Origin of the sequence: Chryseobacterium sp. Mn2064 (assembly GCF_049319685.1) — a bacterium.
Taxonomy (GTDB): Bacteria; Bacteroidota; Bacteroidia; order Flavobacteriales; family Weeksellaceae; genus Chryseobacterium.
In genome coordinates, this window is sequence record NZ_JBMOUE010000001.1 from 897,787 (window position 1) to 909,831 (window position 12,045).

At 35.3% G+C, this 12,045-nt stretch carries 10 protein-coding genes and 1 pseudogene; 1 reads left to right on the top strand and 10 read right to left on the bottom strand.

Annotated features, from left to right (window positions below; translation table 11 throughout):
* Window positions 1–29 precede the first annotated feature (29 nt).
* From ACL9RH_RS03895 to ACL9RH_RS03925, 7 genes and pseudogenes are all read right to left on the bottom strand, one after another.
* Window positions 30–1,214, bottom strand: coding sequence for a sigma-54-dependent transcriptional regulator (locus ACL9RH_RS03895; RefSeq protein ID WP_422692028.1), 1,185 nt, complete (start codon window positions 1,212–1,214; stop codon window positions 30–32).
* A gap of 56 nt (window positions 1,215–1,270) precedes the next feature.
* A complete protein-coding gene (locus ACL9RH_RS03900; protein ID WP_422692029.1) occupies window positions 1,271–1,930 on the bottom strand; it encodes a YggS family pyridoxal phosphate-dependent enzyme in 660 nt (219 codons plus the stop codon).
* Window positions 1,931–2,068: 138 nt separating this feature from the next.
* Complete coding sequence (locus ACL9RH_RS03905; protein WP_422692030.1) at window positions 2,069–2,929, bottom strand: polysaccharide deacetylase family protein; 861 nt, start codon at window positions 2,927–2,929, stop codon at window positions 2,069–2,071.
* Window positions 2,930–3,292: 363 nt separating this feature from the next.
* Entirely contained in the window at window positions 3,293–6,151 is a 2,859-nt protein-coding gene (locus tag ACL9RH_RS03910) for a heavy metal translocating P-type ATPase (protein ID WP_422692031.1), read from the bottom strand.
* A gap of 200 nt (window positions 6,152–6,351) precedes the next feature.
* Entirely contained in the window at window positions 6,352–6,912 is a 561-nt protein-coding gene (locus ACL9RH_RS03915) for a helix-turn-helix domain-containing protein (RefSeq protein WP_422692032.1), read from the bottom strand.
* Window positions 6,909–7,304, bottom strand: coding sequence for an acyl-CoA thioesterase (locus ACL9RH_RS03920; RefSeq protein ID WP_422692033.1), 396 nt, complete (start codon window positions 7,302–7,304; stop codon window positions 6,909–6,911). Before ACL9RH_RS03920 ends, ACL9RH_RS03915 begins: the two co-directional genes overlap by 4 nt.
* A 96-nt stretch (window positions 7,305–7,400) precedes the next feature.
* Window positions 7,401–7,814, bottom strand: a pseudogene (locus ACL9RH_RS03925) (DUF6157 family protein).
* 503 nt (window positions 7,815–8,317) lie between these two features.
* On the opposite strand from ACL9RH_RS03925, the gene ACL9RH_RS03930 reads away from it, so the two are divergent.
* Window positions 8,318–8,671: an RNA recognition motif domain-containing protein gene (locus ACL9RH_RS03930; protein ID WP_422692034.1), complete on the top strand. Its 354-nt coding sequence runs from the start codon at window positions 8,318–8,320 to the stop codon at window positions 8,669–8,671.
* Between the two features lie 113 nt (window positions 8,672–8,784).
* Here the strand turns inward: ACL9RH_RS03930 and ACL9RH_RS03935 are convergent, their stop codons facing one another.
* The 3 genes from ACL9RH_RS03935 to ACL9RH_RS03945 are packed head-to-tail and all read right to left on the bottom strand — an operon-like array spanning window position 8,785 to window position 11,696.
* A complete protein-coding gene (locus ACL9RH_RS03935; RefSeq protein ID WP_422692035.1) occupies window positions 8,785–10,572 on the bottom strand; it encodes a DUF4153 domain-containing protein in 1,788 nt (595 codons plus the stop codon).
* Window positions 10,573–10,593: 21 nt separating this feature from the next.
* Window positions 10,594–11,085, bottom strand: coding sequence for a BlaI/MecI/CopY family transcriptional regulator (locus ACL9RH_RS03940; protein ID WP_422692036.1), 492 nt, complete (start codon window positions 11,083–11,085; stop codon window positions 10,594–10,596).
* A gap of 8 nt (window positions 11,086–11,093) precedes the next feature.
* A complete protein-coding gene (locus tag ACL9RH_RS03945; protein WP_422692037.1) occupies window positions 11,094–11,696 on the bottom strand; it encodes a phosphatase PAP2 family protein in 603 nt (200 codons plus the stop codon).
* Between the last annotated feature and the right edge of the window lie 349 nt (window positions 11,697–12,045).

Here is a 12,045-nt window from a genome sequence, read left to right on the forward strand (position 1 = left end):
TTTTTATAATATAGTGAATAATCGTTAAATTATTTCCTTACAAAACTTGCAACGTCAGTTTCTGAAACAGTGTTTCCACCTAGAATGATCAATCTTTCCACCACGTTTCTTAATTCTCTGATATTTCCAGTCCACGAAAGAGACCTTAAAGCGTCAATAGCTTTATCGTCAAACTTTTTCACTGCAGTACCGTGCTCATCAGCAATCATACCGGAGAAATGTTCAACCAACAACTTGATGTCATCTTTTCTTTCGTCCAATGGCGGAACATAAATTTCAATAACAGAAAGTCTGTGGTAAAGGTCTTCCCTGAATTTACCTTCTTCAATTTCTTTCTGCATATTTTTATTGGTTGCTGCAATTACTCTTACATCAACTTTTATTTCTTTATCACTTCCTACAGGAGAAACTTTGCTTTCCTGAAGCGCTCTCAATACCTTAGCTTGAGCAATAAGGCTCATATCACCAATCTCGTCAAGGAAAATAGTTCCTCCGTTAGCCTGTTCAAACTTTCCTTGTTTATCTTTAATGGCACCGGTAAAAGATCCTTTTACGTGTCCGAAAAGTTCAGATTCAATAAGCTCAGATGGGATGGCAGCACAGTTGACCTCGATCATTGGACCTCTTGCACGGTCACTCTGATTGTGAATAGCATGTGCAACCAATTCTTTTCCGGCTCCGTTAGGACCTGTAATTAGAACTCTTGCATCTGAAGCTGCTACTTTTTCGATCATATCCTGGATTTTTTGCAATGCAGGAGATGTACCGATCATCTGGTATTTTTTACTTACTTTTTTCTTTAATGTTTTGTTTTCAGTTTGAAGATTTTTGTTTTCTTTCTTCAATGTTTCCTTTACTAAAGCATTTTTAACGCTGGTAATCAGTCTGTTAATGTCAATAGGCTTGGAAATGAAATCATATGCACCCTCTTTCAAGCAGGAAACAGCAGAATCGATGTCTGCGTGTCCCGAGATCATGATAAAAGTAGTTTCTGGTTTTAGGGCAAGACTTTGTTTTAAAAGCTCGGTTCCTGAAAGCTTAGGCATTTTAATATCGGAGATCACCAAAGCGAAATCTTCTTTTTCTACCTGTTTGTAGCCTTCAAGGCCGTCTTCTGCGATTACAAATTCATAATCGCTAAGTTCATCTGAAAGAATACTGTGAAGTACTCCCGAGATTGCTTTTTCGTCTTCTACTATAAGGATTTTTTGCATAGTTGCAAATTTAAATTTTTTGTTTCAATTATTAGCAAAAACCGTACCTAAATATTCTATTTTGAATAGTCTCTTCGTCCGAAAATAGCGGATCCAACGCGCACAGAATTCGCTCCGCACTCAATAGCTATGGGGAAATCATCGCTCATTCCCATGGATAAGGTATTCAGTGTTTTTAATTTATTTAATTCATCAAAAAGACTCTTTAATGTTAAAAACTCCCTTCTGATCTGTTGTTCATCTTCGGTGAAGGTAGCCATTCCCATCAATCCTGTAATCTCAACATGAGGAAAATTTCCATCGGTATATTGTTGGAAAAGTTCTCTTGCTTCTGAAATTTCAAGCCCGAACTTACTATCTTCCGCCGCAATTTTTACCTGAAGAAGGACTTTTATTGTTCTGTTGTTCTTGCCTGATTCTTTATTGATTTCAGTTAAAAGCTTTTCAGAATCTACACTTTGGATGGTATCTATAAATGGAGCGATGTACTTCACCTTATTGGTCTGCAAATGCCCGATCAGGTGCCATTGTATATCTTCCGGTAGAAGGGGTGATTTTTCCATTAGTTCCTGAACTTTATTTTCTCCAAAAACTTTCTGTCCCAAATCGTACACTTCCTGTACTGCAGAAGCCGGATGTGTTTTGGAAACGGCAACCAGCTGTACATCCGTTGGAAGCTGATCTTTTATAGCGTGATAATTGTCTTTAATACTCATAATTGCAAATTTCCGAAATTTAGCTGAAGGTTCAAAGCTCGAAAGGGTAAACTTTAGCAGCCGAAAAATATAAATCTTCTACGAAAATACGTTTCATAGAAGATTTGTAAGTCTTAATCGATGCTTCTCTAATTGTTATTAATTAAGAACCTCATTGATTTTTGGATATTGAGATATTTTTCTGAAAACAAATCGGTTGCTTTTCTGAAGCTTTTCAATAAACAGATCCAATTCGTTGATGGAATCTGTATCTCTCAGGTATTGATCATGAGTAAGGAATACAAGGTGTCTTGATGTTTTTTCAAGATCGTTAAAGAAAATACTATCTACTTTCTTTAGCATGGCTTCGTGGCTTCCTTTTAAAGTCATCTTCTGGCTTGGTCTCCACTCTAGATCCCAACCTATTACTTTGTATCCAGCTTTTTTAAGACCATCTGCTGCTGCAGTAGTGCTTTTTATATCAGTGACATTAATATTATTGAGTCTCCATACATTTCTACCCGGAGTTCTTGCAATTTTGTCCGTAAGTTTCAGGCTGTCTTTAGCGATGTCAAAATCGTGTACAACGGCATCTGTATTTTTATAGAAGTCAGAATATTTGTTGTGAGCATGTGTAAAACTATGATTTGCCAGTTCAACCAAAGGATTTTGTTTTAACAGTTCCAGATCGTCTTTTTGTTTCTTGCTGCCATAAGCGTGTTTTCCTACAAGGAAAGCAGTAGCGCAAACATTTCTTTTATCCAGAATTTTAAGAAGATTTTCGGTTCCCTGATTGGGACCGTCATCAAAGGTAAGATAGATAACTCTTTTATCTGTTTCTACACTTTCATCATCTATTTTGGGGACTATTTCTGCGGTAGGATGTTCCTGCGAATGGATAGGGTCATTCACCTCGTTTTTGGAATTACAGCTATTGAATAAGACCGATGTTGTACTCATCAATACAGCCATCCCAAGAAAAGTCATCTCTTTTGACTTTTCCGCAAAAATTTTTTTCATAAATGTAGTAGAAAATTAGAGTGTTAAAAATCGTTAAAAATATTGATTGAATGTTAACAAAATATATGCCGTTTTTTGTTGTTTTTTTCCTTTTTAAGAATATTTTAAGAACTTAATTTTAAAGCATTTTTTGATAAATAGTCTAAAATTGATACTATGGTTTTTATTTTGCTGTGTCTTAACATTTATAAATGATAGAATGATAGTTTTTCTCTATTATCATTAAGATAATCATATTCTTCATTAAGCTGGGAATTATTTTATTTTAACAAAAAAATCTTTACTTCAGAATTTTCAGAATATAAAGACCTTTCTCGGTCGTTATGATAACTTCTGAAAACCTTATGTAAAGATTTTCTTTTTTTATTTTATATTAAGATCCACAGAGTTGAGTCTCAGTGAATTCAGGATCACAGATAAAGAACTGACACTCATAGCGGCAGCGGCTATCATTGGAGATAATAAAATTCCAAAGAAAGGATACAGTAATCCTGCGGCTATCGGAACTCCTAAAACATTATAAATGAAAGCAAAGAATAGATTTTCTTTGATGTTCTTAAGAAGTTTTTCGCTCAATAATTTGGCTTTGGCAACTCCCAGGATATCTCCCTGTAATAATGTGATCTCAGCACTTTCTATGGCAACATCGGTTCCTGTTCCCATGGCAATTCCTACATCCGATTGAGCAAGAGCAGGAGAATCGTTGATTCCATCACCGGTCATTGCTACAATTTTACCCTGTTGCTGCAGTTTTTTTACTTCATTTAATTTATCTTCTGGAAGACAATTAGCTTTAAAATGTTTGATTCCCAGCTCATCCGCTACAGCTTTTGCGGTGTGCTCGTTATCTCCCGTCATCATGATGACATCAATTCCTTCACTCATCAGTTGTTTTACAGCTTTTTTGGAACTTTCTTTAATTTTATCCGTAAAGCTTATAAATCCTAATACTTCATGCCCTTTAGCTATATAAGAAATCGTATGTGCTTTAGACTGTACTTCTGTCGCTTTCTTTTTCAGATCATCCGGAATCTGAATCTGATGAGAGGTTAATAGATTCTCATTGCCGAGATAAACCGTTTTTCCATGAATATTTCCTTTGATCCCTTTTCCAGAGATATTTTCAAACTGATCTACTTTTTCTGCAGCTATATTCTCATCTTTTGCTTTCTTGATCACCGCATTGGAAAGAGGATGTTCAGAGTTTTGATTTAATGAAAATGCCAGTTGTAAAACCTGATTCTGACTTCCTTTATTAATTGTTTCAATGTATTCTACAGAAGGTTTTCCTTCGGTTAAAGTTCCTGTTTTGTCTGTAATTAAGACATTCACTTTGTTCATCTGTTCAAGGGCTTCTGCATTTTTGATCAGAATACCATTTTTAGCCCCTTTTCCAATTCCTACCATAAGAGACATTGGAGTGGCAAGCCCGAGAGCACAAGGACAGGCAACAATAAGAACAGCAACTGCATTTACAAAAGCAAACAGACTTCTTTTTCCTTCCGGTCCGAAAAACTGCCACGAAACAAAGGTAAGAGCAGCAATAAGGATCACTACTGGTACGAAAACCTTTGAAACCTTATCCGTAAGCTTTTGAATGGGAGCTTTGCTTCGGCTGGCTTCGTTCACCATTTTAATGATCTGTGAAAGTAGGGTCTCGTCACCTACTTTTTCTGCTTTCATTATAAATGCCTGATTTCCATTGATGGTTCCTGAAGATACTTTGTCATCAACGCTCTTTTCAACGGGAACCGGTTCCCCTGTAATCATACTTTCGTCTACGATGGAAGATCCTTCTGTAATTTTTCCGTCAACAGGAATTTTTTCACCGGGCTTTACTTTTAAAAGATCCCCGATTTTAACCTGAGATAATAAAACTCTTTTTTCTTCACCATTTACCATAAGATTGGCTTCGTCCGGTGAGAGATTCATCAGCTCTTTGATAGCGTTTCCTGTTTTTTTATGAGCCGCCGCTTCCATAAGCTGGCCTAAAATAACAAGTGTTAAAATCACACAGACTGCTTCGAAATATAAAGGGATTTCGTGATTGTGACCACGAATCTCATGCGGAATAATATCCGGGAAGAGTAAAGCCACAATACTGAATATAAACGCTGCTGCTACACCGAGAGCAATAAGACTGAACATATTAAGATTCCAGGTTTTAAAAGAAACCCAGCCTCTTTTAAGGAGAAACCATCCCGAGTAAAACATAACAGGAAGAGTGAGAGCAAGCTCTATAAATCCCTGAATCTGATGCGAAAATGGGAAGCTGATAAACATTCCACCCATGGAAAGAATGAAGACGGGAATAGTGAAAGCCAACGATATGATGAATTTTCTTTTTAAAATATTGTAAGTTTCATCTTCGTCATCATCTCCACTATCTGGCATTCTTACGAGATCCATGCCGCAGATCGGGCAATCTCCCGGTTCGTCACGAATCACCTCTGGGTGCATAGGGCAGGTGTATTTAGCGGTTTTCTTTTCCGGGTATTTTACAAGATCCATCCCGCAAACAGGGCATCCTACATTAGAGTCATAGGTTTTGTCTCCTTCACAATACATTGGGCAGTAGTATTTGCCTGCCATGTCATCGGTAACTTTAGGAGGTTCATGATGATGGCTGTGATCGTGGTGATGAGAATGCGAGTGGCTGTGTTGGTGTGATGCCTCATTTTGAACGAGTTCCTGCGTGATAGGTTCCAGATGCATATGACAAACGGGACAATCACCTTTTTCGTCATAGACTTTATCGCCTTCACAGAACATCGGGCAGTAATGTTTTCCAATACTGTCTTTGAAATTCTCAGGAAGGTTGGTAGATGAATAGGTCGGTTTGTAATTGGGGTCTTTTGCAAGTTTCTCTTCGATAGGAACAAGGTACATATTGCACACGGGACATCTTTCACCTTGCTTGAAGTATACCTTGTCTCCTTCGCATTCCATTGGGCAGTAATATACTGAAGACGGAGATACGCGATCCTGAGGTTTTATGAATGTTTTTTCAGGATTGTTTGGGTCTTCAAGCTTATAATTTCCGATTTCTGCTAAAGCATCGTTTAAAACCGAAAGTCCAATTTCGTGGTCGGAAGTGATGGTTGCGGTATTGTTTTCCAGATTGACATCGGCTGTTACACCATGTACGCTGTTCAATTGAGTGGATATCTTTTTTTGACAACCGGAACACGTCATTCCAAGTACTTTATACTGTCGTTCCATGATTCTTAAATTTATACTACAAATTTCCAAAATGAATTTTGAAGGCTGTTATAAATTTAAGGATAATAGTTATAAAATTTGGGTTGGGGTTAGGAAAGGGTGTAGGGTGGGAGGGTTGTAGAGTGTTGGAATGTGGGATGGTTGTATTTTTTAGGATAATTTTACATCTGGTTTTTACACACTCCAATACTCTAAATTGATTAAAGATGATCAAGGGGTTTTCTGTGATGATCTTTTAATTTTTTGAACTCTGTAGGAGTGAATCCGGTAATATTCCGGAATTGAGAAGAGAGATGTTGGACGCTTTTGTAGCCCAATTTCCCTGCAATTTCAGTAAGGTTGAATTCATTATATAGAAGAAGTTCTTTTACTTTTTCTATTTTCTGAAGAATGAAGAATTGCTCCAATGTAATATTCTCGTTTTGTGAAAATGTTTTCGAAAGAGCACTGTAATCCTTATTGAGTTCTGAGCTTAAGAATTCTGAGAGCAGGAAGTTTTCATCAATATCAAGTTCGCTTACTTTTATGATGATCAGATTTTTGATTTTTTCAGCAAGTTGATGAGCAGAGTCCATAATTCTTTCAAAGCCTGTTTCGAGGAGCTTTTTTTCAATAAGCTGCATGTTTTCTTCAGGAATGTCGGATTCGGTTTCCACTTCTCCCAAGATCACGGAAGAGATTTTGATTGCCGAGGAACTGAATATGTTTTCAACAGCAGCAATGCACCTGTTGCAGACCATGTTCTTTATGAAAATCTTCATAGTTCGCTGTTTAGCCTGTCTTTTACGAATTCAATTTTGGTCTTTCCGTGGGGAACGGGATTTCCGTCCTGATCCAGATTAACCATTACAATTTTATCAACTGTAATAATTGTTTGATGAGTCATTTTATTTCTTACATCACATTTTAACGTGACAGAAGTAGAACCAAAATGGATGGCTTCAATACCAATTTCGATAATGTCTCCTTGTTTGGCAGAACTTACAAAGTTGATCTCGGAGATAAATTTCGTAACTACTTTAGTATTTTCCAGTTGAATAATGGCATACAAAGCTGCTTCTTCATCAATCCACTGTAAAAGTCTTCCTCCGAAAAGAGAATGGTTAGGATTTAAATCTTCTGGTTTTACCCATTTTCTAGTATGGTAGTTCATGTTCTTAATAATTTATTGAGCAAATTTAGTGTTAAAAGCTGATGTTATCAAAAGAATAGTATTTATTGATCTGAACAGAATTATTCATTTTCTCAATCATTTTCTTTTGGAGCGCATCGCTTTCGTTTTAACGACGGATGAGTCATTTAAAAAGCATTGGTATTCCTCACTTTCTATGGGAAATAGAGCGACTTTACCTTCCGAATTATGATGAATGCCAAAGCCATACTTTTTAGCCAGAGGAGAGCAGCGAAGGCAAGCCTGTCCTTTAGAGAAGAATATTTTTCGGGCTTCTTCTTTTTCATGTTCCTAAATGTCGTTTTTGGCAGCGTAACATTCAAAAATAATATCGTCGGATGAATATTGATAAGGGTTTTTTATCATCTTTTCATATTGAAGCATAGCTATTGTCTTTTCTTTCTTTTCGGGAGGAGTCTGTGAATGTAGTACAGGAGAATCTTCTGCAACTTCAATGAAAGTGTTGATGTAGTTGGTGGTATGCTGTTTCATAAGAGGTGTGTTTTTAAGAAATTATAAAATCTGAAGAGAAATTTCAACCAATAAAGCGAATGTTGTTCTATATTCTATTATAAGGTAAAGAAGAAACAAAAAAGTTATTTTATTTGGAAGTATTTTTGAGTTTTTGTGAATAAGAATTGATAATATTGTTGTGAAATCAATTTATTCATAGCATAATGTTTGAAAATAATTGAAATAAATGTAAATTGTATTATGAAATTGGATATAAAGTTTATTTTTTTAAATATTAATATATTTTAACAATTGTGTGTTTTTGTGTTTAACTGGTTGATTGTTAATTTTTTGTGTTGTTTTTAAGCTTGTTTTTTTTTTTAGGATTCAACATAATGTGAGAAATATATAAAAAAAGCTTTGATTTGAAATTTTTAATTGTATCTTGCATACGTTTATATTTGGAATCAATATTTGTTCATTAATTTATGTTGTTTTTCTTTTATATACCAAATTTTTATTAATTTTTTAATTTATTTAAAATGAACATTTTTGTTTCAAACATCAATTACGCAACTAAAGAGTATGAGTTGCACGATCTATTCGCAGAATTTGGAGATGTATCATCAGCTAAAATCGTTACAGACAGAGAAACTGGTCGTTCCAGAGGTTTCGGTTTCGTAGAGATGGGTGATGAAGAAGGAAAGCAAGCTATTGAAGCTCTTAACCAAAAAGAATTCAACGGAAAAACTCTAAACGTATCTGAAGCTAAGCCAAGAGAAGAAAAACCAAGAAGAAGCTTCGATAACAACAGAGGTGGAGGTTATGGTAACAACAACAATAGAGGCGGAGGCTATGGTAACAACAACCGTGGCGGAGGCGGAAATCGTTGGTAAAAAATATGAAGCGGCTTTAAAGCCGCTTTTTTTATGGTTCTGATCAAAAGAATTCATATAATAAATAAAAGAGACTGGTTATACCAGTCTCTTTTGTTATGGAGGAGGAGATCTTATTTCAATCTTACCAGTACATAAGCATTGTCGAAGAAGATATTCGGATAATTGGTACCAGGGTATTTATCGAAATTCAGTGTATTAAATACGAGTTTGATATGGTACTTACCCAAATTGCTTTCCAAGGCAACGTCGGAAGTTTTTAAAATCTTGGTTTTGCCTTTGTTTTCTTCAAAGAGTTTTATAAGTTGGGGCCCGAAGTCTATTCTTTCTTTACCATTCAGGATAATTTCCAGCGATGGTTTTTCAATAAGGTTGCTTTTCATGTAAAAGTAATCCTGATTGATTTGTATGTTATTGTCTTCATTATAGAGAGGGAATTTAATGAAGTATTGATAATCTCCAATTTTTATGGCTTGATTTTCAGGAACAATACTCAGGCTTTCTACTTCATCAGCACTTATTTGGGAATGTTGACCGGTATTGGGAAATTTATCCTCAATATCATATCCTATACTATAGTAACTTCCACTTTCTATATGGTCTGCCAACCGCATTCGATCTTTTTCATTGAGCATGGAGGATAGGAACTCAACTTGTTTTCTTTTTCCCAGAAATTCAAATATATCAGAAATTTGTCTGCGTGCGTTTTCGTCAATTTTCTTTTGGAAAACTATTTTACCATTTTTAAGCAGCTGATGTTGATGCAGTATTTTTAAAAGTTCAGCTTTCTGACTTCTCTGAGCTACACTGAATGCATTGAAATAAGGGAAAATCAAAGCAAAAGCGCCAAAGGCAAATAGACTGACAGGAATGAATTTTATGGTCGTTTTTTTACCCAAAATAAAATAAATCACAGTACTCAAAAGCCAAAGAGCCAGCAATAAAACAAAATACCTTGGCTCTGTATAGCCATATTCTAAAATTCTTGTAAAAATAGCCGTGAAAAGAAGGACAATTAACGGAATAATCGTGTAGTAAAAAACTTTTGAAAAGATCTTAACCCATGATTTGGCATTTTCTTCTTTTAAAGGATGAACCAGAAGCAATGCTAAAATTCCCATCATACTGTAAGCAAGGATAAGGTAAGAAACCCAACCTCTTGGCAGCTCCCAGTTGATCAATATTTTAAGAGAATAGAAATAAAGAATGACCGCATAAATCAAAAGAAGAGGGATTAAAATAAATTGGGTGAAAAATTTCAACACAACAGGATAAGTGCCATCTTTTTCAAGGGTATTCAATCCTTTTTCGTTAAACAGGAGGAATATAAAGGTACTACCGAAAATCGCCAGAACTAAAAAAGTATAAGAGTAAATTTTCTCACCAAAACTAAGATTAAAAAGCTCTGTTACGGCAAAAAAAGCGAGTTCAATTCCCCCGGTTAAAATTCCTGTGAATATAATGGTAAGAAAGAAATTGACAAAAAGATTTTTGTTGTACTGCCAAAAACCGAGCTCTCTGTTTTTTTTCAAAAAAGGAATAAAAGACACCAAAAGATGTATAAGGATGAAAGTAACGACAATAGTATAGCCTTGTATTTCTGTAAAATCCTTTGATCTTGTAGGGAGGATAAAGTAAAAACCTACTAGAAAGGCGATGCCGGAGAGCTGCAATAGTAATTCTCTTCCTATTCTTTGTGAGAGCATCTTTACCGCAAACAGTAAGGATATTCCGAGACAGGCGCAGGTTGTGAGTTTTGAGTAAGCAAAGGGTTGATTAAAACTGCTTTTAAGAATGTAAATAGCTCCGGCTGAAGCAAATGAAGCCATGATCAACACTAAAGGGTAGCGGAAAATGACTTCATTAGCCTTGCTTAAAGTTTCATATAATTTCGTTTTCATGGTGGCTGAGGAAGTTGTTATTTAGTCTTTTTTCTTTTTCTTCTTCTTCTCCTTGTCTTTTTCCTTTTCTTTTCCTTTGGTTTTTTTCTCTTTTTTAGGACTTAGAATCTCGTCGGCAAATTCAAACTTAGGTTCCTCAACTTTTGTCGGTTTGATTTCTATTTTAAGGTCAAAATATCCTTTCAGGTCTTCCTGAGAGATCAGTTTTTCCGTGAATAAAAGCTCTAAAATTTCTTTTCCTGCATCATTGAAAAAGTTATGTGACAACTCCTTTAACAGAAATTTTTTATACTCTTCCAAAGGAACAAGAGTGGTGTATTTGAATATTCTCCCTTCTTTTTCAGTAGACAGATATCCTTTTTCAACTAATATTTTAAGATAGGTAGATACCGTATTTTGGTGTGGTTTCGGTTCGGGGTGCTGCTCCATAACGTCCTTCAGATAGAAAGATTCCATTTTCCAAAACAGCTTCATAAAGTTTTCCTCTGCGGATGTAAGATGATTGATTTTCATATAGAGTTCTAATGTTGAAATTGAATATTGCAATAAAGATAGATAAAAGATACCATAAAAGCTATTCCTGCTCCCATAAATACCTCTTTTACGGTATGCCTTTTTAAGATAATTCTGGTAATGCCTACCAAAATGGCAATTCCCAGCCAAGCCATTCCCATGGCCCAGTTCATACTGAAAAACAATGCCGCTACAAATATATTGAACGCTGTATGCATAGAACTTTTAATAAAAAAATTGCTGATCTGGAGAGCAAAAAGAAGAATTAAAATAAAAAGCATGACAAGATCAATATAGCCGTTCTTTATATAATGATAAATAAGATAGATGATGACGCAAGCTGCGATGAAAATGTAAAGTGTCTTTCTTTGAACCCTGTTGGAAACATCCATGTTGGTGTATCTTCCTGTTTTTACATTCCATACTAGCCAGATAATGACAGGAGCGATGATCATTAATAATATAGGAACAAAATAAAGGAGAGATTCCTGCAGACTGTACTCTCTGGTACTCATATAAACGAAGAAAATGATGAGAGAGACGAGAGGATTGAAAAAATCAGAAATGACCTTTGATATTTTGTGTAATAATGAAGACTGCTTTTCTTCCATAATCAAGTTTAAAGATCAAATATACCATTATAACCGCAAAAAACAAGGAAAAGGTATAAGCAGAAGGGCCCGGGAAACCCTGGAAATCTATTGATGTCAATGATTTTCAATCATACAGAGATTATTGAAAAAAGAAAGACTTTGTAAAAGCTCTTTCAAAAAGGGTAAAGCTTATAAAATATGAAATAAAACAGGGATTTTATTTGCCGAATTTAGAAAAGATTTGGGTCATCAGATTGGAAAATATATCCTTAAAATTGTAGATTTTTTGCCCAAAAGAAGGGATTGAAATAACCAAAAGATATGTTAACAATAATTAAAGCCGAAAAAAGTTGAACGCAAAATAGAA